The sequence below is a fragment of the Arthrobacter ginsengisoli genome (assembly GCF_031456935.1).
In the GTDB taxonomy this organism is placed as follows: Bacteria; Actinomycetota; Actinomycetes; order Actinomycetales; family Micrococcaceae; genus Arthrobacter; species Arthrobacter ginsengisoli.
On sequence record NZ_JAVDVQ010000003.1, the window covers coordinates 1 to 23,658 of the forward strand.

Sequence of the window (23,658 nt, forward strand, 5' to 3'; positions counted from 1 at the left end):
ATGAGCCAAGAAGAATCCACGGATAGCAACGGAAGCGGCGACACCAAGGGCACCTCCGTCATCGTCAACGCCATCGCAGTGCTGAGGACATTCAGCGCCGACGAACCGCTGCTCGGAGTCACCGAGATCGCCAACCGCGTCGGTCTGCACAAAAGCACCGTTTCCCGGATCCTGGCCACGTTCGAGCAGGAACACCTGGTGGAACGTGACCCGGAAACGCGCCGGTTCCGTCTCGGGCTGGGGCTGATCGCCATTGCCGGTCCGCTGCTCGCAGAACTCGAGGAACGCAGGGTGGCCTACCCGGTCCTGCGTGAACTCACCGAACAGACCGGGGAAACCAGCGCGCTTATGGTCTGGAACGGCACAGAATCGATGTGCGTGGAACAGATCGCCAGCCACCACCAGATAAAGCACAGCACTCCGCTGGGAGCCCGGTACCAGGACGCCATGAGCGCGTCCGTGCAGGTGTTTCTATCCACCGAACCCGCCGAGCGGGTCCGGGCCCTGCTCCGCAGCGGAGCCATCACCTATCCGGGACTGGATGATGCCAGCCTCGATGGCTACCAGATCAAACTCGGCGACGTCACCCGCCGGGGCTGGGCCATCAACTACGGTGAATCATCCATCGACGAGGTCGGCGTGGCCGCGCCGGTGTACGACCACCGCGGCGACATTGTGGCAAGCGTCCTCATTCCGGCCCCCCGGTTCCGCGTCTCGCGCGAGCGACTGCAAAGCCTGGGCGAGGCGTGTGCCGCTGCCGCGCACCGCGTCACCACCCGGCTGGGCGGACGTCCCCCCGGCAACCCGGAACGCGCCGGCGATAGCGGCAACAGCTAGGACTCAGACGAGTCCGGCGAGCCGGGCGGCCAGGTGCAGCGCCGCCAACCGGCCCGTTTCCCGGGGGTCGCCCCCGCAGAGCTCGAAGATCCGGCGCAGCCGCTGGTGCATCGACTGCCGTTCCAGATGCAGCTCCCTCGCTGCCTGGGCGGTGTTGCATCCGCAATCCAGCCACGTTGCCAGGGTGTCGAGCAGCCGCGAATTGCGGTGCGCATCATGATCCAGAAGCACCCCCAGCTGCTGGCGCACGAAGTTCCGCCGCTGATAGGGGTCCAGGGACTGAACGGCCAGACGTTCCACAGCGAATGCCTCCGCGTCGATGACGGGACCGTGCCCGCCGGCGTCGGATCGGAACTGCTCCCGGGAGGCCGCCAGTTCCAGCGTGAGCTTGGCTTCCGACAGTGACCAGGGGGCGTCCGAAATTCCGGCCACCAGGGGACCCACCGCCGCGAGCGTTCTGGCCATGGCCGGAAGCTCCAGCAGGCCAGCCATAATGCTTTGCCGGTTCTCGTCCGGAGCATCGCCGCCCAGGCCCGCCACTGCAAGAAGCTCGGCATTATCGACGTAGGTTGCGTGGGAGTGTGCCGCCCGGGCCAGCAACTGCTCGACCGATGTCCGCAGCTGTTGGGACGTATCCGACCGGACCACCACGGCTATCAGTGGTTCGGAGGCCGGAATGCCAGCTGCCGATGCCAACTGCTGCAGCCGCCACGGCTGGCTGCCGGAGTCAATGGCACGGATCAAGGCTGCTCCGGCAACCTCCCGGAGTCCGGGCGACATCCGCTGCAGCATGGCCAGGGCCAGGATGTCAATGGAACGTTTTCCGGCAGTGCGGGCCAGATTCTCGTCCTCGTGCGCCGGGACGCGCAGCATGAGCTGAGCAGCAAGGATCCCGCGTACCGGCACGTCAATCTGGATCAGGCGGGCGGGTTCCTGGTTCGCGGGAGCGGAGGCGGCAATGTCGTCGTCGGCGGTGCCCGGCGTCGCGCTGGCCAGCGTTGCGCCCGTGAGTGACGTCAGGGTCACTTCGGCGTTGATGATGCCGGCCAGGACGGCGAGAATCCTGTCCAGACTGCCGCCATGGGCCAGCTCGACGGCCATTGCGTGGCTCGCCTCGTCCGCCCGCCGCAACTGGGACACCGACTCGCTGACCAGTGTCGAGTTGATGGCCTGCATAACGCCGACAAAGGGCACCACCTTGCGGAGCTCGATTAGCGGCAGGCCGGATGCCTCAGCGGCCGACACCATGGCGGACGGGAGCGAGGGGAGGGCGATGCCGGTTTCGATGGCCAGGGCGGCCACGCCCCGCTCTGCCAGCTGGCGGATGTACATGACTTGCCGTTCCTCGCTGGCGTGGGCGAGCGCTTCCCCTCCCGTTAGCAGAAGCTCCCCGCCGTCGAGCAGGGGAGCGATGTCCAGGATCTCGCTGGAGTGGATCCAGCGGAGCTGGGTCCTGGCCGCTGTGCCGGCCGCGGCCCGGATTACGGGATCAGCGACCGAAAGGGTCGGATGATCGAGAACTTGCTGAAGTCGTATGGTCATGACACTCCGTCACCTCAAGAAGGAATTAACTAGACACATTCTATATAGGTGAATGTGGTGTGCGCCACATAGCCTTGAAGTACCCCCAAAACTCTCACGGAGGCTCCAATGCGTGAAAAACCCCTGAAGACTACCGCCGGCCCGGCCCCGGTGGACCTCGAAGACTGTGAAGCCTGGCTCCAGCCCATTCCCGAGTCCCAGCGGACCCGGAAAGTCTCCGGTCAGTTCTGGATCTGGGCCGGTGCCAACCTCGCCCCGATTAACTGGGTGCTCGGCGCCCTCGGCATCCACCTCGGCCTAGGATTCGCCGACACGGTCACCGTTCTGGTTTTGGGGAACCTGATCGGCATGCTGCTCTTCGGCTGCTTTGTCCTTCTCGGCCAGAAGACCGGGGCCACCGGCATGGTGCTGGCCCGGGCCGCCTTCGGCAGGCAGGGAAACTACCTGCCGGCAGCCATCCAGGCCCTGCTGGTCATCGGCTGGTGCGCGGTCAACACCTGGATCATCCTGGACTTGGTCATGGCACTCTTTGGCACCCTCGGCTGGGTTGACCCGACCGCCCACAACTATGCCTGGAAGATCGGCGTCGCCACGGCCATCATGGCGGCGCAGGTCGCCATCGCCTGGTTCGGCTACAAGGCGATCGCTGCATTTGAAAAGTGGACCGTGCCGCCCACCATCATCATTCTCGCCGTGATGTCCGTCGTCGCCTGGTTCGGCATGAAGATCAACTGGTCCTACGCAGGCCCGGCCGGCAACATCCTCGAAGGCTCGGAGCGGATCGCCGCGATGAGCGCTGTGATGACCGCCATCGGCATCGGCTGGGGCATCACCTGGTTCACCTACGCCGCCGACTACTCCCGCTTCGTCAGCACCGAAGTACCCAAGCGCAAGGTCTACCTGGCCTCGGTCCTGGGTCAGTTCATTCCGGTCGTCTGGCTCGGCATCCTGGGCGCCAGCCTGGCCACCAACAGCGGCGAGATCGACCCCGGCAAACTCATCGTGCAGAACTTCGGCGTCATGGCGCTCCCGGTGCTGCTGATGGTCCTGCACGGTCCGATCGCCACCAACATCCTGAACATCTACACCTTCTCCGTCGCAACGCAGGCCCTCGACATCACCATCAGCCGCCGCAAGCTCAACCTCTTCGTCGGTGTGTTCTCGCTCGCCGCCGTCGTCTTCTTCATCTTCCAGGAGGACTTCGCCGCCGTCCTGGACGCCTGGCTGATCGGACTCGTGGCCTGGGTTGCCGCCTGGGGCGGGGTCATGCTGGTGCACTACTTCTACATTGACAAGCGCTGGCCCGGCGACCCCACCCGGCTGTTCGACGCAGTCGGCACCAAGCGACTGCCCGGCGTGAACCCGGCAGGCATCGCGTCCCTGCTGATCGGAATCTTCGCCACCTGGCTGTTCATGTACGGGCTGGTCCCCGCGATGCAGGGCCCGATCGCCGTCGCCCTGGGCGGATGGGACCTGTCCTGGCTCGCCGGCGGCCTCTCCAGCGCCATAGCCTACGGTCTGATGGGCCCGCGCTTCCACCGCAAGTTCCTGCACCTGACCAGCGCCGACACCGAACCCGCCACCGAAGTGGCCGCCAGCGGGACGGCCCACCTTCCCGCCGTGTCCGCTTCCTCCACCGGCCTCTGACCAGAAGATCACCCTAGGGCGGGGAAACTGTCACCGGATTCCCCGCCGGCCGGCCCGTACAGCGCCTAATACTCGACGGCGGCAGCCGACGCCATTTGCACACTGAACTAAACGAGGAGCACCACCAGCATGGACAAGTCAGTATTTCTGGAAGACCTGGATGCTTTCGCCTACCGCGAAGTCCTGGCATCCGGGGAGGCGATCGTCCTCATTCCGGTCGGGTCCCTGGAGCAGCACGGTCCGCACCTTCCGCTTGGGACGGACACCATTCTGTCCTCCCACTTCGCGGAGGGTGTTGCCCGGCGGCTGGGTGGACTTGTTGCCCAGCCGATCGCCTACGGGTACAAATCGCAGCAAAAGTCCGGCGGAGGCAACCACCTCTCCGGTACAACCAGCCTGGATGGTGCCACTCTAATCGGCGTGGCCCGCAACCTGGTCAAGTCCTTCCTCAATCAGGGCGTCCGGCACGTGGTATTCATCAACGGCCACTTCGAGAACTACCAGTTCCTGTACGAGGGAATCGATCTTGCCCTTGAGGATTTGGGCATTAAGCCCGGGGCAGAGCAGAGTGTGCTGCTCCTGTCCTACTGGGACTTCGTCAGCGAGGACACCCTGAGGCAGGTCTATCCCGGTGGCTTCCCGGGCTGGGACATCGAGCACGGCGGGGTCCTGGAAACCTCGCTCATGCTCCATCTCGAACCGGCCCGGGTAGCCATTGACCGTCTGGTCGACGGTCCTGCCGCGGTCCTCCCGCGCTTCGACAGGCTCCCCGTGGTTCCGGAGCGGACACCCGCCACCGGTTGCCTGTCGTCGGCCGCTGGCTCCAGCGCTGCCAGGGGCGGGCTGCTGTACGGGCAGGTTGTCGAAGATCTGGCCCTCGACCTCGCAAGCGAACTGGTCCGTGAACCCGCGCTTGCGGTTGTTCCGGGGTAGGGGATAACGATCCACAGGGCAACGCGATTCGCCCAGTGAAACTATGGCGCCGCGGGGAGACTTTCCCGCGGCGCCATTTGTGTCACGGTACTGCCCATCGGACCTGCGCAGGCCAACCGGACCGCCTGGCCAGATGCCGGCACTTGCGGACTACACTCGATTCCGGGCGGCCCGACGGCCCGGCTGACGGCCAAGCCCGCAACGAGGAGGTCACGATGGCCGGCGGCAGCCGAGAACCCGGCAGGACCGTGACCTCAAAGGTCCTCGCCATCCTCGAAGCCTTTGAAAAGTCCCGGGGTGCCCTTAGCCTCACGGACATCGCCGAAAAATCCGGGCTGCCGCTGAGCACCGCCCACCGCCTGGTCAACGAGCTCACGGACTGGGGATTCCTCTCCCGCGAGCCCAACGGCCGCTACCAGCTCGGCATCCGCCTCTGGGAGCTCGCCCAGAACACCGGGCGGCAGTTGCGCGACGCGGCGCGGCCCTACGTTCAGGATCTCTTTTCGCTCACCGGCGAAACCGCGCATCTGGCGGTCCGGGCCGGACGCGACGTGCTCTACATCGACCGGGTCTACGGTTCCAAGCGGGTGCCCCGCGCCGGCCGGGTCGGCGGCCGGCTGCCCATGCACGCGACCGCCGTCGGAAAGGTCCTCCTCGCTTTTGAGGAGGACTGGGTCCGGGATGCTTACCTGAACCGGCAGCTGGAGCGCCACACCGCACACACCCACGTGGACCCCAAAAAGCTCGCCGGGGAGCTGACCCAGATCCGCGAGCAGGGCTATGCCACCACGCTGGAGGAAGTCCGGCTGGGCTCCTGCTCGATCGCCGTCCCGGTCTTCCATACCGGCAGGATCGGCGCGTCGATCGGACTCGTGCTGCCCACCAGCCAGGCCGCCACGATGACCCGGCACCTGCCGGTCCTGCGGGGCATCGCCGCCCAGATTGAACGCGCCACGGCCCGGATCCCGCTGGAAACACTGCTGGGCAGCCACGCCGCCGGCACTGACTGAACCGGATCCCGCCCGGGGCGGAAAACAACTGACTTCCGCCCAGTGGAAGCCGGTCCTGCCATCGGCGAGTGATGGGAGCCACACTGGTGGGTAAGAACACCGGCATGCACTGGCGCTGCCGGCGGTACCGAAACCAAGGAGCTTAGATGTCATCGTCGACGGATACGGCCGGCCGCTGTCCCTTTGGACACGGCGCCGAAGCCCCCGAGGGGCACCACGGCTACGAGCCGTTCCAGATGAAGGATCCGTTTACGGCCTATGCCGAACTCCGGATCGAGCAGCCGGTTATGTTCGACGAGCGGGTCGGACTCTACGTCGTCTCCCGCTATGACGACATCAAGGCCGTGTTCGAGGATTGGGAGACCTTCTCCAGCGAAAACGCCCAGGCGCCGGTCCGCGAACGCGGCGCCGCCGCGAAGAAGATCATGGAAGACGGCGGCTTCACCGCCTACTCGGGCCTTTCGGCCCGCCGTCCGCCGGAGCACACCCGGATCCGCGCCGTGGTCCAGAAGGCCTTCACCCCCCGCCGCTACAAGGCACTCGAGCCTTTCATCCGGCAGAACGTCGTCGAACTGCTCGAGAAGATGCTGGCCCGTCCGGACCGCCACGGTGACCTGGTCAAGGATCTCGCCTACGACGTCCCCACCATCACCATCCTCACTCTGATCGGCGCGGACGTCGCCCAGGTGGACACGTTCAAGCGCTGGAGTGATTCCCGCGCGGCCATGACCTGGGGCGACCTGAGTGACGAGGAACAGATCCCGCACGCCCACAACCTCGTCGAGTACTGGCAGGAGTGCCTGCGCCTGGTCAGGGTGGCCCACGAGGAAGGCGGCGATAACCTCACTGCGGACCTGGTGACGTCACAGCAGGAAGGTGCTGAGATCTCCGACCACGAGATCGCCTCTGTCCTTTACAGCCTGCTCTTCGCCGGCCACGAGACCACCACCACGCTGATCTCCAACGCCCTCCGCGAGCTGCTGGCCCGGCCCGAGCAGTGGCAGCAGCTCGTCGAGGACCCCAAGAGGATCCCCGCCGCCATCGACGAGGTCCTGCGCTACGCCGGCTCGATCGTGGGCTGGCGCCGCAAGGCCCTGAAGGACACCGAAGTTGGCGGCGTCGCCCTCGAGGAAGGCGCGCAGCTGCTGCTTCTGATGGGTTCCGCCAACCGCGACGAGAACAAATTCAGCGCCGGCGAGGACTTCGACATCACCCGCCCCAACGCCCGCGAGCACCTCTCCTTCGGGTACGGCATCCACTACTGCCTGGGCAATATGCTCGCCAAGCTCCAGGCCAAAATCGCCCTCGAGGAAGTAGCCCGGCTCGCCCCCGGGTTGCAGCTGGAGAACCCGGACGCCATCGCCTTCCGGGAAAACCTCTCCTTCCGTGTCCCCGAGACCGTCCCCGTCAGCTGGAAGGCCTGAGAACTGTGCAAAGCAACGAATACGTCCAATTCTTCGACGGCGGGATCGAACCAAAACTCGAAAACCTCGGCGGCAAGGGCGCTTCCCTGGTCACCATGACCTCCGCCGGCATGCCCGTCCCGCCCGGCTTCGTCGTCACCACGGCCCAGTTCGACGCGTTTATGGAGGAAGCCGGCATTACCCGGCATATCCACCAGCTGCTCGCCGATCTGGACCCCGAAGACATGGGCCAGGTGGACAAGGTCTCCGCCGCCATCCGGGAGGACATCTGCTCCCGTCCCGTGCCGCAAGCGATGCGCGAGCTCACCGTCGGCGCCTACGAGGCCCTGATGTCCCGCTTCGAGGCGCCCGTCCCCGTGGCGGTCCGCTCCAGCGCCACCGCCGAAGACCTGCCGGACGCCTCCTTCGCCGGCCAGCAGGACACCTACCTCTGGCTCGCCGGAGTCAAGGCCGTCACCGAGCACATCCGGCAGTGCTGGGCCTCGCTCTTTACGTCCCGCGCCATCATCTACCGGCTCAAAAACAACATCCCCAATGAGGGCCTCTCCATGGCCGTCGTAGTGCAGAAGATGGTCAACGCGCGGGTCTCCGGCGTCGCCATCACCATGGACCCCACCAACGGTGACCGCTCCAAGATCACCATCGATTCCTCCTACGGGGTCGGCGAGATGGTGGTCTCCGGCCAGGTCACGCCGGACAACATCATGCTGGACAAGGTCACGCTGACCGTCATCTCCGAACACCTCGGCGACAAACACGCCGAACTCGTCCCGGACACCGCTGCCGGCCGGCTGGTGGAGCGGGAGGTCGACGCCGAACGCCGCGGCCGCCGCAGCCTCAGCGACGCCGAACTGACCGCCGTCGCACAGATGGCCAAGCGCGCGGAAAAGCACTACAAGTGCCCTCAGGACATCGAATGGGCCCTCGACACGGACCTGCCCGACGGCGAAAACCTGCTCCTGCTGCAGTCCCGCCCCGAAACCGTGCACTCCTCCAAACCGGCGGTCCCGTCGGCCGCCGCCACCGGCGGCTACTTCAGCGGACTCAGTCCCGCCAGCTCAACCAACAAGATTTGACCCGCTAGTCCGCTTCGTCACCCAGGCTCAACGCCGAGCCCGAATTGAAAGGACCGCCATGTCCCTGAAGTCGTTCCCCAAACCCTCCGAGCTTGCGGTTCCCGCCGGCGCCGAGGGCTGGGAAAAGATCTACCCGTACTACCTGGTCTTCCAGGACAAGTTGAAGGAACAGGAGGACGCCAAGTTCTGGTTCTGCGACAGCCAGCACTGGCCCACCGTGTTTAAGCCCTTCGAGACCATCGGCGGCGAATTCGCGGTCAAGTGCCTGGGCCAGTACAACGCACGGCATCTGATGATTCCGAACGCGAACGGCATCGAATTCCGCGTCCACCTCGGCTACCTCTACATGTCGCCCATCCCCGTGCCGGAGGACCAGATCGCCGCGCGGGTGCCGCTGTTCGAACAGCGCGTGGGCCACTACTTCCAGAACTGGGACCAGCTCCTCAAGGACTGGCACGTCAAGGTCAAGGGCACCATCGACGAGATGGAAACCATCTCCTTCCCCAAGCTCCCGGACGTGGTCCCGATGGAGGACATCCTCTCCGGCAAGGGCAAGGACGGTTCCGAGAAACTGCTGGAGAGCTACGACCGGCTGATCCAGCTCGCCTACCAGAACTGGCAGTACCACTTCGAATTCCTCAACCTCGGCTACATCGCCTACCTGGACTTCTTCAACTTCTGCAAACAGGTTTTCCCCAACATCCCGGACCAGTCCATCGCCACAATGGTGCAGGGCGTCGACATGGAACTCTTCCGCCCGGATGACGAGCTCAAGCAGCTCGCCAAACTCGCCGTGGAACTCCGGCTGCAGCCGCACTTCGGCAACACGGACGACGTCGAGGCGACCCTGGCTGCCGTTGCGGCTGCCCCCGGCGGGGACCGCTGGATCGCCCAGTACGAGGGGGCGAAGGATCCGTGGTTCAACTTCACCGTGGGCAACGGCTTCTACGGCCACGACAAGTACTGGAACGAACACCAGGAAATCCCGCTGGGCTACATCGCTGACTACATCCGCCGCGTGGACGAGGGCCAGGAAATCATGCGCCCGGTCGAGGCCCTGATCCTCGAGCGCGACCGCATCATCGAGGAATACCGAGACCTGCTGGAAGGCGAAAACCAGAGCCTCTTCGACGCCAAGCGCGGACTTGCTGCGACCGCTTACCCGTACGTGGAGAACCACAATTTCTACATCGAACACTGGACCATGGGCGTCTTCTGGCGCAAGATCCGTGAACTGTCCCGCATGATGCAGGCCGAGGGCTTCTGGACCGAACCGGACGACCTGCTCTACCTGGGCCGCAACGAGGTCCGCGACGCGCTCTTCGACCTGGTCACCGGCTGGGGCGTCGGCGCCAAGCCGATCGGCCCGGACTACTGGCCGGAAGAGATCGAGCGCCGCCGCGGGATCGTGGATGCGCTCAAGACCGCCCGGCCCGCCCCAGCCCTGAACACGCCGCCGGAAATCATCACCGAACCCTTCACCCGGATGCTCTGGGGCATCACCACGGAGCAGGTCCAGCAGTGGCTGGGCGCCGGCGAAGCCGTCGAGGGCGGCGGCCTGCGCGGCATGGCCGCCTCCCCTGGTGTGGTGGAGGGTCTGGCCCGGGTGATCACGGACGCGGACCAGCTCTCCGAGGTGCAGCAGGGCGAGATCCTGGTCGCCACCGTCACGGCGCCGTCCTGGGGCCCGATCTTCGGCAAGATCAAGGCCACGGTCACGGACATCGGCGGCATGATGAGCCACGCCGCGATTGTCTGCCGGGAGTACGGCCTGCCGGCCGTGACCGGCACCGGCTCGGCGTCCACCACGATCAAGACCGGTCAGCGGCTGCGCGTGGACGGCACCAAGGGCACGGTCCAGATCCTCGACGACGAGGCCGAACTGCTCGTCTCCGGACCCGGGGCGCACAGCCACAGCCATGTCTGAGCAGCGGATGCCTGAATCAAACATGCCTGCCACGGAATATGACGGTTCTGGCCAGGAAAGTCCGGCGGGGCAGCCCGCCCGCACCGTCCTGATCACCGGTGCCGCCGGCGGCCTGGGCCGGGCGTTCGCGCTCGGCTTCGGCCGCCGCGGCTACCGCGTGGCGGTGGCGGACGTGAACCTCGACGGTGCGGAGGAAACCGCGAAACTGGTCCGGGAAACCGGGGCCGACGCGGCTGCCTTCCACACGGACGTTACCAGCGTTGAGTCCACCGAGGCCCTCGCGAAAAGCTGCGCGGACTTCGGAAACGGGAGCATCGACGTCGTGCTTAACAACGCAGCGGTGTACGCGGGCGTGACCCGCACACCGTTCGAGGACATCGACCCGGCCGAATGGGACCTGGTGATGAACGTGAACCTCAAAGGACCCTGGCTCGTCACCCGCGCAGCAAGCCCGTACCTGCCCGAGGGCGGGCGCGTCATCAATCTCTCCAGCGCCACGATCTTCAGCGGCTCGGAGCAGTGGCTGCACTACGTCGCCTCCAAGGGCGGCGTGGTGGCCCTGACCCGGGTGATGGCCAAGGAACTGGGCCGGCGGGGGATCACGGTCAACGCGATCGCCCCCGGCTTCACCCTGACCGAGGCCAGCTATGGGCTGATGGAGAACGCCGAGAACTACGGTGTGGACCGCGGAGCGATCAAGCGGGCCAGCCAGCCGGAGGACATTGTGGGCGCCGCGCTCTTCCTGGCCGGGCCGGACAGTTCCTACTACACCGGCCAGACCATGGTGGTCGACGGCGGACGCCAGTTCGTCTGACGCTGCCCTATCTCCCAACTTTCCGACTTCAACCCCAAGTTCAACCCCAAGGAGGACCAATGCCAACGGTTCATTTCACCGACGCCGAAGGCGCAGTCCGCGACGTCCAGGGCAATCCCGGCGACTCAGTGATGGAAACCGCGGTGCGCAACGGCGTCCCCGGCATCGTGGCCGAATGCGGCGGCTCGCTGTCCTGCGCCACGTGCCATGTCTTTGTCCGGGAGGACTGCCTCTCGCAGCTCCCGCCGATGGAGGACATGGAGGACGAAATGCTGTACGGCACCGCCGTGGACCGCGAGGACAACTCGCGGCTGTCCTGCCAGCTCCGGTTGACTGACGCGCTCGAACTGTTCGTCACCACCCCAGAAACCCAGGTGTAGGGATGGGCACCCACGTCGCCGCGGCCGAGCAGACCTCCGCCGGCACCGCGGCGCAGCCGGACAGCCCCACCCGCACCGGCCTGCTGATCATCGGCGCGAGCCAGTCCGGCGTCCAGCTCGCAGTCTCCCTCCGCGCCCTCGGTTTCGACGAGCACATCACCCTGCTCGGCGACGAGGATCACCGACCCTACCAGCGCCCCGCCCTGTCCAAGGAGTTCCTGCAGGGCACCGTGGAGAGCGAGTCCTTGATTTTCCGCTCCAACGAATACTGGGCCGAGCACAACGTGGACCTGGTCAAGGGCGAATACATCGTCGGCATCGACAAGGAGGCCGACGGCTCCGGCGTCGCGCATTCCTCGTCGGGCCGGCAGTTCCCGTTCCAGCGACTAGCCCTCACCGTGGGCGCCCGCGCCCGGAAACTGGAAATCGAGGGCGGCGACCTCGACGGCGTGCTCTACCTGCGCAACGCTGACGACGCCCTGGCGCTCAAGGCCAGGGTGGGGGACGCTCGGGACGTCGTGGTGATCGGCGGCGGATTCATTGGCCTCGAAGCCGCATCCAGCCTGCAGAAGATGGGCAAGAACGTCACCGTGCTGGAATTCGGACCGCGCCTGGTGGGCCGCGCCGTCGGCGAGGAAACTGCGGACTACTTCCTGCAGGCACATCGGGCCCGCGGCCTGGACATCCGGCTGAACACGAGCGCCAAACGCTTCACCGCGGCCGGCGCCGCAGGTAACGCCGTCGCCGTCGCCGGGGTCGAACTCCAGGACGGCACCGTGCTGCCCGCGCAGATCGTGCTGGTGGGCATCGGGGTCCTCCCCAACACCCAGCTGGCCGAACAGCTCGGCCTGACCGTGGACAACGGGATCGTCGTGGACCGCTTCGCGCTGGCCTCGGACGGCACCACCGTGGCGATCGGCGACTGTGCCAACATGCCGAACCCGGTGCCCGGCTCAGCCCCGGGGGAGCGGATCCGGCTGGAAAGTGTCAACAACGCGATTGAACACGCCAAAGTCGCGGCCTACTCTCTCACCGGCCGGCGCGAGGAATACGCCGGCATCCCCTGGTTCTGGTCCAACCAGGCCGACCTCAAACTGCAGATCGCCGGGCTGTGCAACGGCTACGACCAGACCGTGCTGCGGCGCGACGAGGCACGCGGCAAATTCAGCGTCCTCTACTACCGCCTGGGCCAGGTCATCGCCGCGGACTGCGTCAACGCCCCGCTGGACTTCATGGCCGTGAAGAACGCCCTCGCCAAAGGCCAGAACATCCCCGCCGCTGCGGCATCGGACCCGGCCACACCCCTCAAGACGATCACCACGGACAGCTAACTGCACTCAGACAGTAAGCCGGCCCCCTCCGAAGGAGCATTATGACCACCCCCAAGACCCCGGTTGCCGGCACCGCGTCGGACTCCGAAAACCCGACGGCAGCCAATCCCGCTGCTGCGGACTTCGCCGCCGCGTACCCGGTCCGGCCCGTACCGGCGACCGGACCGGTGGACACCACCCCGATCGCCACCACGCCGGCGGCGCTCGAGGAACTCGACGGTCTCTGGCAGGCCGTGGTGCACGAGACCCGCACCCGCGGCAACGACATCCACCTGCCCATCTCCCTCGCCTTCGCCGAACGGCTCTGCCGCGCCTATCCCGACGCCGACGCCGAACTGGTCCGGGTCGCCACCCTGCTGCACGATACCGGCTGGGCCCATGTGGACGAATCCCGCATCCTCTCCGAAGGCTTCGCGGGGGACTGGCGCAAGGCCGCCATCCGCTACGAACACGAGAAGCAGGGCTGCGACGTGGCCCGCCGGGTCCTCCCGGGCCTGGGCTACACCGCGGAATTCATCGAGCGCGTCTGCGGGATCATCGACGGCCACGACACCCGCCCGGTGGCCCGGTCGCTGGAGGATGCGCTGATGCGCGACGCCGACCGGCTGTGGCGCTTCGACCAGGCCGGAATCGCACTGGCCTCCACCTGGTTCAAAATGGACCCGGCCACCTACACCGACCGGCTGGCCGCCGAAATCGTGCCCGAGCTCATCACCCAGGCTGCCCACGACATGGCAACCGCAGACCTGAACCGCTCCACCGCCCTGCTCAAGACGGCGGTCATCCGATGACCGCCGCGACGCACGACGCCCCCGCACTGGCCGCCCGCGCCGCGCTCAGGCTGCCGTACACGCACGTGGACGACATCTTCATCAACGGCGCCTGGTCCCCGGCGCGGGCCACGGCCCGCAACCCGGTCACCGACCCCGCCACCGGCGAAGTCTGGGGATCCGTCCCGGACGGCACCCCCGAAGACATCGACGCCGCCGTGGCCTCCGCCCGCAGGGCATTTGACGAGGGCGGGTGGCCGCGGCTGGCGCCCTCCGAACGGGCCGCCTACCTGCTGCGCATCGCCGACGAGGTGGAAAAGCGGGCCGAAGAACTCTCGCTGACCAACACCCGCGAGAACGGCTCACCCGTCTCCGAATCCGCCGGGGCCGCGGCCAACGCCGCGGGTATCTTCCGCTACTTCGCCACCCTCGCCGGCTACCTGGGGCGCGAGGACGTGCGGGCCTTCCCCAAGGGCGGCGGCGAATCCGTGGTTCGGCGCGAACCGATCGGCGTGTGCGCGCTGATCGCGCCCTGGAACTTCCCGATCAACCTTGTGGTGATCAAGCTGGCCCCGGCGCTGCTGGCCGGCTGCACCGTGGTGATGAAACCGGCGTCGCCCACCCCGCTGTCGCTCCGGGTGATCATCGACGCCGTGGCCGCCGCGGGCGTCCCGGCCGGCGTCGTCAACCTGGTCACCGGCTCCGGCCGGCTCGGCGATGCGCTGGTGAAACACAGCGGCGTGGATAAGGTCGCCTTCACCGGATCGACGCCGGTGGGCCGGAAAATAGCGGCGGCCTGCGGCGAGCTGCTGCGGCCCGTCACCCTGGAGCTCGGCGGAAAATCCAGCGCCATCGTGCTGCCGGACGCCGACCTGGACGCCATGTCCAAGGTGCTGATCCGCTCCTCGATGCGCAACACCGGGCAGACCTGCTACATCTCGACCCGCATCCTCGCCCCCGCCAGCCGCTACGGGGAAGTCGTGGACATGGTCACGCAGACGATCGCCGCCGGCAAGCAGGGCGACCCGCTGGACCCGGACACGGTCTTCGGGCCCTGCGCCACCGAGTCGCAATACCGGACCGTGCTGGAATACGTGGACTCAGGGCTGGCCGAAGGCGCCCGCGCCACCACCGGCGGGCGCGCGGCGTCACTGGGCGGCGGGCTCGAAGGCGGGTACTTCGTGGAACCCACCGTGTTCGCCGACGTCACTCCCGGCATGCGGATCTCCCGCGAGGAGATCTTCGGCCCGGTCATCTGCATCCTGAAATACAATGACGCCGGCGGCAGCGCTGACCAGGCCGTTGAGCTGGCCAACAACACCGAGTTCGGCCTCGGCGGCCTGGTGTTCGGAGCCGATCCGGAGGCGGCGCTGGCCGTAGCGGACCGGATGGACACCGGTTCCGTGGGCATCAACTTCTTCGCCTCCAACCACGCCGCACCGTTCGGCGGCCGGCACGACTCCGGCCTCGGCACCGAGTACGGCATCGAGGGCCTCAACGCCTACCTGAGCTACAAGTCGATCCACCGGAAAGTCCAGTAGCGCCGCGGCGCTACTGCTAGGTGAAGTAGACGCCGATCCGGTTGCCGTCGATCTCCTCGATCCGGATGTCGATGTCGTAGATGTCCCGCAGTACATCAGGCTGCATGATGTCCGCCGGTGTTCCCTGATGCAGCAGCCTGCCGTCCTTCATGGCCAGCACGGTGTCCGAATAGCAGGATGCGAAGTTGATGTCGTGGACCACCAGCACGACGGTCTTGTCCAGCACATCGGCGAGCCGGCGCAGGAGCCGCATCATCTCCACCGAGTGCTTCATGTCCAGGTTGTTGAGCGGTTCGTCCAGCAGGACGTACTCGGTGTCCTGCGCCAGCACCATGGCGATGAAGGCGCGCTGGCGCTGCCCGCCGGAGAGTTCGTCCACGAACTTGTCCGCCATTGGGACCAGGTCAAGGTGGGCCATGGCCTCCTCCACCTTGGCTTTATCCACCACGGTGGGCCGCCCGCCGGAGTGCGGGAACCTGCCAAAGGCCACCAGGTCGCGGACGCGCAGCCGCATGGTCAGGTGGTTCTCCTGCCGCAGGATGGCCATGGTCCTGGCCAGGTCGCGGCTGGGCGTACGTTCCACGTCCTGCCCAGCCACGGCAACGGATCCGGAATCGAGGGGCTGAAGCCGGCTGATCAGCGAGAGCAGGGTGGATTTCCCGGCGCCGTTGGGGCCGATGATGGACGTGATGCCGCCGCGCGGAATGACGCAGCTGACGTCGTCCAGCACGGTTTGGGCCCCGTAGCTCTTGGAGACGTTGCGGACTTCGATCACTGGAGGAACTCCATCACTTCAGCGCGCCTTTCAGCAGCAGGAACAGGAACAGGAGGCCGCCAGTGAACTCGATGATGACGCTCAGCGCCGTATCGAAGCCGAAAATGCGCTCCAGCACCAGCTGGCCACCCACGAGCGCCACGATTCCCAGCAGCGAGACCATTGGCAACAGCCAGCGGTGGCTGTAGTCGCGGCAGAACTGGTAGCCCAGGCTGACTACGAGGAGCCCGAAGAACGTGATCGGCCCGACCAACGCGGTGGAGACGGCCACCAGCAGCGAGCACACCAGCAGAACGCCCATCACGGTCCGGCGGTGGTCCACACCGACATTGATTGCCAGGTCCCGGCCGAGCGCCAGGACATCGAGTTTATGCCGCTGGTGCCAGGCGAAGAGGCTCCCCGCGGCGACCACCAGGGCGGAGACGCCCAGGATGGCAGGTTCCACGGAGTTGAAACTCGCGAAGAACAGATCCTGCAGGATGATGAATTCACTGGGTTCCATGAGGCGCTGCAACAGCGATGAGATGCCACGGAACAGCGTGCCCAGCACGATTCCGACCAGCAGCAGCAAATGCAGTGAGCGGGTGGCGCCGGTGAACATCCAGCGGTAGAGCAGCGCACTGAACCCCACCATCAGGAAGACCTCGACGCCGAACCGCACCACGGGCGGTGCCGCGACCAGGGTGGCGGCGCCGAGCGAGAAGGTCAGACCCGTCTGGAGCAGGATATACAGCGAATCGAAGCCCATGATCGACGGCGTCAGGATGCGGTTGGCGGTGACGGTCTGGAACAGCAGCGTGGAGACCCCGACCGCCGTCGCCACCACCACCATCGCGCCCACCTTGATGCCGCGCCGGGACAGCGCGTAGCCCACGTTCCCCTTCAGGTCGATGAACAGGAAGACGGCCACCGCTGCCAGGGCTGCCCCGGCCAGCACCATCAGAACGGCCGACGGCGGCAGGCGGCGCGCGCTCAACCGCGGCTTCGCAGGGGCGGTGGCGGAAGGGCCGGCGAGTGTGATGCTAGGCATTGCGTTTCCTCAAGAGCAGGACCAGAAAGAGGACAGCGCCGATGACGGACATGACCATTCCCACCGGGACCTCGTACGGGTAGCGGATGGTGCGGCCGATGATGTCGCAGATCAGCACCAGGGCCGCGCCGCAGACTGCGGTCCACGGGACGGCGCGCCGCAGGTTGTCGCCGAAGATCAGGGACACGATGTTCGGTACCACCAGGCCGAGGAAGGGAACAGCCCCAACGGACGTCACCACGACGGCCGAGATCAGCGAGACAATGACCAGGCCGAGCCGCAGCGTGCGGGCGTAGTTGAGGCCCAGGTTCGTGGTGAAGTCCTGGCCCATCCCCGCCACCGTGAAGCGGTCGGCGGCGATGAAGCCGATTAGGCTCAGGAGCGCGACGATCCAGAGCAGTTCATACCGGCCCCGCAGCACCCCGGAAAAGTCGCCCACCATCCAGTTGCTCAGGGTCTGCAGGAGGTCGAAGCGGTAGGCAAAGAAGGTGGTGACGGCCCCAATGATGCCGCCAAGCATGATCCCCACGAGCGGAATCAGGAGCGTGTTGCGGGCGGGCAGCTGCCGCAGGAGGGCCAGGAAAAGCGCCGTTCCCAGCACCGCGAAGACGCTCGCCACCCCCATCTTCGCCAGCAGGGGTGCGCCCGGAGCCAGTACCGTGACCACCAGGATGCCCAGGGTGGCCGCTTCCGTGGTGCCCACCGTGGACGGCTCCACGAAGCGGTTCCGGGCCATGAGCTGCATGATCAGCCCGGCAACCGCCACCGCCACGCCGGCCAGCACCACGGCCACAGTCCGCGGCACCCTCGAGATCCAGAAGATGTCCCACGCCGCCGGGTCATTGCTGAGGAGGCGGGGGAGCGAGATGTCGCTGACACCGACGAACATGCTGACGGCGGCGACGACAAGGACGACGGTGGCGCCCGCGGCCAGCGCGGCGGATTCGCCGGAACGGGCGCGGTTTTTGGGTGCGCGGGATCCGGGAGCGGGCGTTTTTGTGGCGCGGGTGCGCGCCGCCGTCGTCGTCATTGCCTAACCGGAATCAGGCTACGGAGCCGGCGACCGCTTCGACCATGGCCTGGATGTTGTTCAGGCCGTAGCCTACGAGGTACCAGCCGGCCGGATCGAGGCCGACGATCTTGCCGTTCTTTCCTGCGTTGGTGGACTGCACGAGGTCGTTGTCCAGGACAGCGTTGGAGGCCGTGGCATCGGATCCCGTGGCGCTGTCGCGGTTGACGACGTACAGGACGTCCGGGTTGGTTTCCTTGATGAACTCGAAGGAGACGGCTTCGCCGTGGGCGGCGTCCGCCTTGATATCGGCGGCAGCCGTGACGCCCAGGACATCGTGGATGATGCCGAAGCGGGAACCGGCACCGTAGGCGGTCAGTTCGCCGCCGGAGGTCAGCACGATCAGGCCCCGGCCGGCGTCGGCTGCCTTTGCCCTGGTCTCGCCGATCGTCGAATCGATGGCAGCAAGCTTGTCAGTGACCAGGGCTTCCTTGCCGAAGATTTTGCCGAGGGTGGCCGTCTGGGACTTGAAGCTCGCCATCGGCTCGGCCGTGTCCAGCGTCAGGTCAATGGTCGGAGCGATCTTGCTCAGTTCCTCATAGGCTCCGGCGGTGCGGCCGGAGATGATGATGAGGTCCGGGGCGCCAGCGCTGATGGCTTCGAAATCGGGCTCCTTCATCGAGCCGATCTTGGTGAACCGCTCCTCGGAGTACTTCTGCAGGGCTGCCGGGTAGGTGGCCTTCGGCACGCCGTCGGGCTCCACCCCCAGCGCGTCCATGGTGTCCAGCACGCCGAGATCGAAGGTGAAGACAGTCTCGGGGTTGACGGGAACGTCGGCCGTGGTGCCTTGGGCGTGTTCCACGGTGATCGTTGCGGGCTTCTCCGCCGCCGCCGTCCCGACGGTTGCGGCCTGGCCACACCCGGTGAGGGCAAACAGCAGGGCTGCCGTGAGTGCGCCGAGGCCGGGCTTGAGTCTGTTCTTCACTTCTTGGGGTCTCCGCGCTGCTAATACATCACAAAAATGTTGTCTAATAGATAAAACCTGACTATATAGGGAAGGCTTACCTTATTTCCAACTGTGAACGGCAGTGCGCTGAGGCGCACTGCCGTTCTGTAGCGGTGCGGCCCTCCCACGGGTAAATCGGCCCTACCGGCCGCAGGGAAGCCGGGCCGATAATCGGGGTATCCACCCCTTGCAGACTATGGAGGCGATCGACGTGTCGGTTTATACGCTGGGAATCTGGCTGGTGCACCCGGGCCGCGAGAATGACTTCGTGCAGGCCTGGCGGGATCTGGCCCGCAAAACCAAGGAAGACTTCCCGCACGCGAAGGCCGTGCTGATGCATGACCATGACGTCCGGAACCGGTTCATTAGCACCGGTCCGTGGGAATCCCTGGAACAGGCTGAAGTGTGGCGGGCGTCAGAGGTGTTCAAGCAGAGCATGGAGGGCATGCGCGAGATGCTGGAGCATTTCGAGGCGCGCACCCTGGACGAGGCTGCGAGCATTGGCTGGGATTCTCCCTAGCCCGCTGTTTCGGCGCCGGCCAGCGCCGTGAGCACTGCGGCCAGGAGGACGCCGTTTCGGCCCCAGGCCGGGTCGAAGACTTCCACATACCAGGACTCGGCCAGCAAAAGGGCGAGGGTATCGTTGGCCTCCTCGGACCAGTCGCGGAGCTGATCGTCACCGGCCGGGCTTTCGCTGCTGCCCAGTACCGTCACCACTTCGCCGTCCCGCAGGGACACGGGAATGGACGACTGGCTGGCTTCGCCGGGGGCATGGGCCACCGTCACCAGCTCGGTCCGGCCGGACAGCTCCAGGAGCGCGGCCGCCGATTCCGCACTGCAGAATCCCGTCACGTAGGCGCGCTGCCTGTGCCCTTCGCCGAGTACGCCCGGTTGGGATTCCTTGGTGAAGAGCCCGTTGCGGTTCAGCGCGGCGAGCTCCCCGGCGATAGCCTTCGTCTCGGCGTCGAAACCGGGGGTAAAGGTTCCCGGCTGGTACTGGCTCCGGCCCTCCAGCCAGCGCGCGGTCAGCTCGCCGGCCGCCGGGATGGTCCCCGCCTGCCGCCACACCTCACGGTCCGCGAGGAGCCGCCCGTAGCCGTCCCGTTCGGTGGTGTATCTGTCCTCTGCCATTGGGTCTACGCCCCTCTGATTTTGCTGCCGGCGGCGCTGTCGGCTGGGCTGTTTTTGGAGTGCTGGAGCAGCAGCCGGGCGAGACGCTCACAGCTCAGGCGCAGGGCCTCGAGCTCGCGCCGGCTGTACTCGTCGATGGTGCGGTGGATCTGCTCCGGGAGCTCCCCGTCTTCCTCGTCCACCTCGAACTCGTGATTCAGCGTGACTTCGGAGGACCCTTCCGCCCGATGGATCGACCATTCGCCGCCGAGGCTCAGCAGCGGATGCTCCAGCCCGAGCTGGCGGAACTCGGCACGGTGTCCGGCGGCATCAAAGATCCGGTGGCAGTGGCTGGAGCTCAGAGAGCCGTTCGCCGCCACGGACGTCCGGAGTTCGTGGTTGGCATCATCGCCGCTGACGCGCTCAGAATAGACGGTAAGGCCATCCAGATAGGGCCAGTGCGAGGAATCCCGCAGCATCGCGAAGATGAGGTCGGCCGGGGCGTTAATGGTGAGCCGGTGGGTTGTCCGGCGAGTGGTCAGCGACAAGTCCTACACCTCCTGTGATCTGCGGGTTTACTAGCAGGCTAGGCCAGCCGGGCACAGCGCCGCAGGTTTTTGTCCCACTGCGTCACGGCGGGCAACCTGGGGTAACACTCGGTCCCCGCGAGCGTCCTTCGCTGTCACCGGATGAAGCCCGGTGACCCCCTGTATCCCCTGGTTTCATGGCGCTTTGACCCGTCCTTCGCCGGTCCGGATAGTAGCTGGAACCATCATCACATCCGAGCCTTCCAAGGGGAACAACATGTCCAGAACCACCCTCAACTCCGGCGTCACCGCCGCCCTCGCGGCCGCCACCCTGCTGAGTCTGGCGGCCTGCTCCGACCCCGGCGCGTCGGCCGCCGGCAGCGCCGGCCCGGCGGCGTCGTCCGGGTCGTCCACCGCGGTCAAGCAGTTCAACCTCTCGCCGGAGCAGGACCGGATCAAGGTCACCGTCAACAAAGACGCCGCCGCCCTGGTCCCGGAAGCGGTCAAAAGCGATGGCAAGCTGACCGTCGCCGTCAGCCCGTTCGCGGCCCCGCTGGCCGTCTACGCCACCGACAACAAAACGCCAGTGGGCAATGAGGTGGACCTCGCCGTCGGGCTGGCGCAGTCCCTGGGGCTGGAAGCTGAGATCGTGCCCACCGCCTGGGCCGACTGGCCTCTCGGCGTCGACTCCGGCAAGTACGAGGCCGTGCTGTCCAACGTGACGGTGACCGAGGAGCGCAAGCTCAAGTTCGACTTCGCCAGCTACCGCGACGACAAGCTGGGCTTCTACGCCAAGGCCGACAGCGCCATCAGCAAGGTGGAGACGGCGGAGGATGTGGCCGGCAAGCGCGTGATCGTGGGCTCCGGCACCAACCAGGAGTCCATCCTGCTGCGCTGGGATGAGGAGAACAAGAAGAAGGGCCTGAACCCGGTCCAGTTCCAGTATTACGACGACGATTCCGCCTCCCAACTCGCCCTGCCGTCCGGCCGCGCGGACCTCACATTCGGCCCCAACGCCACGTCGGCGTTCAAGGCTGCCACTGACGCGAAGACCAAGCTCGTGGGGCTGGTCGATGGCGGGTGGCCGCTGAAGGCCAACATCGCCGCCACGACCAAGAAGGGCAACGGCCTTGCCGCTGCGGCCGCAGCCGGCCTGAACCACCTAATCCAGGACGGCTCCTACGCCAAGATCCTGGACCGCTGGGGCCTGAGCTCCGAGGCCGTGACGAAGTCCGAGCTGAACCCGGCGGGCCTGCCCAAGAAGTAGCCGCACCTGTACGCAAGGAATCCCCGCCGGAAATCGTCCGGCGGGGATTCCTTGCGCCTGCCCGACGCGTCGATTGCTCCGTAGCCGCCCTTATGGGACCTGAAAACGGCGGTTACGCAGCAACCGATGGGATGAACGGGGGATCGTCTAGAGATGCTGCTGCCAGAGCGTCAGTTGCAGCCGGATGAGGCTGTTGCTGGTGCTGTCGCTCCCGCTGCAGGTTCCGGTGTGTCCCGCGGCGGTGCCGGATTCCGTGTCGCTCATCGCCTACGCCCGCGCCGTTGCTGCCCGGGACGCCGGGGCTGCCCCGGCGTCGACGGCAGCTGGGCGGACCGGGGTGGCCAGTCCAAGGTTTTCCCGCAGCGTGGTGCCGGCGTACTCGGTCGGGTACACGCCGCGCTCCTGCAGGGCCGGAACCAGGTGGTTGACGATGTCGTCCAGGCCGCTGGGGATGAGCCACGGGGAGATGTTGAAACCGTCGACGGCGCCCCTGCGAGCGTACTCCGTGAGGCGGTCCGCCACCTCCGTGTAGGAGCCGGTGAAGGTGGAGTGCCCGCGGGAGGTCTTGGCGGAGACGAACTGGCGGATTGAGAGGCCCTTTTCCTTGGCCTCCGCGCGCCACTGGTCTGCCAGCTGCCGGGCCTTGGCGCCGTGGAACCCGCTGCCGCGGGTTTCGGAGGTTTCCTCCACCACGGGGTCGATGGCCGGGAGTGGGCCGTCCGGGTCGAACTCCTGCAGCTCGCGGCCCCAGAACTGTTCGAGGTAGGCGATCGCCTGCTGCGGGCCGATCTGCAGCTGACGCACCCAGGCCTTCTTCTCCAGGGCCTCCTGCGCAGTGGCGGCCAGAATGAACTCGCTCGCGGGCATGATCTTGACGTCGTTCGCTCCCCGGCCGGCCTTGAGCGTGCGTTCGACGATGTCACTGCGGAACTGCAGGGCGTCGTCCAATTGCGGGTGCGCAGAGAAGATGACGTCCGACTGGCGGGCGGCGAAGTCGCGCCCGTCGGGTGAATCGCCGGCCTGGAAGAGGACCGGCCGGTACTGGGCGCTGCGCGGCAGCCGCGGGGTCACGTCGACGGTGTAGTGCTGGCCGGCGTGCCGCACCCTCCGGGCGGCTCCGGGAGCTGCCCAGCGGTCTGCCGAGGTTGAGGAAGCGATGGCGCCGTCGTCCCAGGCGTCCCAGATCCTCTTGGCCGTTTCCACAAAGGCTTCGGCGTGCACGTACCGGTCCGCGTGGTCGAGGTAGCCGCCGCGGCGGAAATTGGCCCCGGTCCAGGCGTTGTCCGTGGTGACGATGTTCCAGGCCGCCCGGCCGCCGGAGATCAGGTCCAGGGACGAGAGCCGGTGGGCCAGGTCTGCCGGGTCGTTGTAGGTGGTGTTCTGGGTGGCCACCAGACCGATGTGTGTGGTCACGGCGGCCAGCGCGGCCAGGGCGGTCTGCGCGTCGGGCCGGCCGGCCACGTCGAGGGCATGGGGGCGGCCGAGGTGTTCGCGCAGCCGCAGTCCCTCCCCGAGGAAGAACGCGGAGAACAACCCGCGCTCGGCGGTCTGGGCGATCCGCCGGAACGATTCGAAGTCCGTCTGTGAGCCGGACCCGGCCGTTTTCCAGATGGTTCCCGAGTTGACGCCCTGGAAGAAGACGCCCAGGCGGAGCTGCCCGGACGGCTTGAATTCCCGGCTGGGATTCGTAGTGTGGCTCACG

Annotated in this window: 22 protein-coding genes; 14 read left to right on the forward strand and 8 right to left on the reverse strand. The window is 66.6% G+C overall.

Features of this window, described 5'->3' with window-relative positions; translation table 11 throughout:
- Positions 1-837, forward strand: coding sequence for an IclR family transcriptional regulator (locus J2X01_RS04235; RefSeq protein ID WP_310050959.1), 837 nt, complete (start codon positions 1-3; stop codon positions 835-837).
- A 3-nt stretch (positions 838-840) separates the two neighbouring features.
- Here J2X01_RS04235 and J2X01_RS04240 read toward each other — a convergent pair whose 3' ends face one another.
- Entirely contained in the window at positions 841-2,379 is a 1,539-nt protein-coding gene (locus tag J2X01_RS04240) for a PucR family transcriptional regulator (protein WP_310050962.1), read from the reverse strand.
- Positions 2,380-2,487: 108 nt separating this feature from the next.
- Between J2X01_RS04240 and J2X01_RS04245 the strand changes: the two genes are divergently transcribed.
- From J2X01_RS04245 to J2X01_RS04295, 11 genes are all read left to right on the forward strand, one after another.
- The gene (locus J2X01_RS04245; RefSeq protein WP_310050965.1) at positions 2,488-4,026 is read left to right on the forward strand and encodes a purine-cytosine permease family protein; all 1,539 of its coding nucleotides are present in this window, start codon (positions 2,488-2,490) and stop codon (positions 4,024-4,026) included.
- 129 nt (positions 4,027-4,155) lie between these two features.
- Positions 4,156-4,959, forward strand: a complete 804-nt coding sequence (locus J2X01_RS04250) for a creatininase (RefSeq protein ID WP_310050966.1) — start codon at positions 4,156-4,158, stop codon at positions 4,957-4,959.
- 215 nt (positions 4,960-5,174) lie between these two features.
- Positions 5,175-5,969 (forward strand): IclR family transcriptional regulator, encoded by a 795-nt coding sequence (locus tag J2X01_RS04255; protein WP_310051648.1) that lies wholly within the window; start codon positions 5,175-5,177, stop codon positions 5,967-5,969.
- Between the two features lie 146 nt (positions 5,970-6,115).
- Positions 6,116-7,393, forward strand: coding sequence for a cytochrome P450 (locus tag J2X01_RS04260; RefSeq protein ID WP_310050969.1), 1,278 nt, complete (start codon positions 6,116-6,118; stop codon positions 7,391-7,393).
- 5 nt (positions 7,394-7,398) lie between these two features.
- Entirely contained in the window at positions 7,399-8,469 is a 1,071-nt protein-coding gene (locus J2X01_RS04265; RefSeq protein WP_310050971.1) for a PEP/pyruvate-binding domain-containing protein, read from the forward strand.
- Positions 8,470-8,527: 58 nt separating this feature from the next.
- Positions 8,528-10,396, forward strand: a complete 1,869-nt coding sequence (locus tag J2X01_RS04270) for a PEP-utilizing enzyme (protein ID WP_310050974.1) — start codon at positions 8,528-8,530, stop codon at positions 10,394-10,396.
- 22 nt (positions 10,397-10,418) lie between these two features.
- On the forward strand, positions 10,419-11,210 hold the full coding sequence (locus J2X01_RS04275) for an SDR family NAD(P)-dependent oxidoreductase (RefSeq protein ID WP_310050976.1): 792 nt from the start codon (positions 10,419-10,421) through the stop codon (positions 11,208-11,210).
- A gap of 59 nt (positions 11,211-11,269) precedes the next feature.
- On the forward strand, positions 11,270-11,590 hold the full coding sequence (locus tag J2X01_RS04280) for a 2Fe-2S iron-sulfur cluster-binding protein (protein ID WP_310050979.1): 321 nt from the start codon (positions 11,270-11,272) through the stop codon (positions 11,588-11,590).
- A 2-nt stretch (positions 11,591-11,592) separates the two neighbouring features.
- Complete coding sequence (locus J2X01_RS04285) at positions 11,593-12,921, forward strand: NAD(P)/FAD-dependent oxidoreductase (protein WP_310050981.1); 1,329 nt, start codon at positions 11,593-11,595, stop codon at positions 12,919-12,921.
- Between the two features lie 41 nt (positions 12,922-12,962).
- A complete protein-coding gene (locus tag J2X01_RS04290) occupies positions 12,963-13,712 on the forward strand; it encodes an HD domain-containing protein (protein WP_310050983.1) in 750 nt (249 codons plus the stop codon).
- Positions 13,709-15,232, forward strand: a complete 1,524-nt coding sequence (locus J2X01_RS04295) for an aldehyde dehydrogenase family protein (protein WP_310050985.1) — start codon at positions 13,709-13,711, stop codon at positions 15,230-15,232. Before J2X01_RS04290 ends, J2X01_RS04295 begins: the two co-directional genes overlap by 4 nt.
- Before the next feature lie 16 nt (positions 15,233-15,248).
- Here J2X01_RS04295 and J2X01_RS04300 read toward each other — a convergent pair whose 3' ends face one another.
- Genes J2X01_RS04300 through J2X01_RS04315 form a run of 4 tightly spaced genes read right to left on the reverse strand, consistent with a single transcriptional unit; the run spans position 15,249 to position 19,031 of the window.
- Positions 15,249-16,007, reverse strand: coding sequence for an iron ABC transporter ATP-binding protein (locus J2X01_RS04300; protein ID WP_310050987.1), 759 nt, complete (start codon positions 16,005-16,007; stop codon positions 15,249-15,251).
- Positions 16,008-16,020: 13 nt separating this feature from the next.
- A complete protein-coding gene (locus tag J2X01_RS04305; protein WP_310050990.1) occupies positions 16,021-17,037 on the reverse strand; it encodes an iron chelate uptake ABC transporter family permease subunit in 1,017 nt (338 codons plus the stop codon).
- Positions 17,030-18,067, reverse strand: coding sequence for an ABC transporter permease (locus J2X01_RS04310; protein WP_310050991.1), 1,038 nt, complete (start codon positions 18,065-18,067; stop codon positions 17,030-17,032). The genes J2X01_RS04305 and J2X01_RS04310 overlap by 8 nt, the downstream gene beginning before the upstream one ends.
- A gap of 13 nt (positions 18,068-18,080) precedes the next feature.
- Positions 18,081-19,031, reverse strand: a complete 951-nt coding sequence (locus tag J2X01_RS04315) for a siderophore ABC transporter substrate-binding protein (protein WP_310050995.1) — start codon at positions 19,029-19,031, stop codon at positions 18,081-18,083.
- 217 nt (positions 19,032-19,248) lie between these two features.
- On the opposite strand from J2X01_RS04315, the gene J2X01_RS04320 reads away from it, so the two are divergent.
- Positions 19,249-19,572, forward strand: coding sequence for an antibiotic biosynthesis monooxygenase family protein (locus J2X01_RS04320; protein WP_310050997.1), 324 nt, complete (start codon positions 19,249-19,251; stop codon positions 19,570-19,572).
- On the opposite strand, the gene J2X01_RS04325 is transcribed toward J2X01_RS04320, so the two are convergent.
- Positions 19,569-20,183, reverse strand: coding sequence for a DUF6919 family putative SAM-binding protein (locus J2X01_RS04325; protein ID WP_310050999.1), 615 nt, complete (start codon positions 20,181-20,183; stop codon positions 19,569-19,571). The genes J2X01_RS04320 and J2X01_RS04325 overlap by 4 nt on opposite strands.
- Positions 20,184-20,188: 5 nt before the next feature.
- A complete protein-coding gene (locus J2X01_RS04330; RefSeq protein ID WP_310051001.1) occupies positions 20,189-20,710 on the reverse strand; it encodes an SRPBCC family protein in 522 nt (173 codons plus the stop codon).
- A gap of 256 nt (positions 20,711-20,966) precedes the next feature.
- Here J2X01_RS04330 and J2X01_RS04335 point away from each other — a divergent pair, with 256 nt between their 5' ends.
- Positions 20,967-21,956 carry a transporter substrate-binding domain-containing protein gene (locus J2X01_RS04335; protein ID WP_310051003.1) on the forward strand — a complete coding sequence of 330 codons (990 nt, stop codon included), beginning with the start codon at positions 20,967-20,969 and terminating at the stop codon, positions 21,954-21,956.
- Between the two features lie 267 nt (positions 21,957-22,223).
- Here the strand turns inward: J2X01_RS04335 and J2X01_RS04340 are convergent, their stop codons facing one another.
- Positions 22,224-23,657: an NtaA/DmoA family FMN-dependent monooxygenase gene (locus J2X01_RS04340; protein WP_310051006.1), complete on the reverse strand. Its 1,434-nt coding sequence runs from the start codon at positions 23,655-23,657 to the stop codon at positions 22,224-22,226.
- Position 23,658 lies beyond the last annotated feature (1 nt).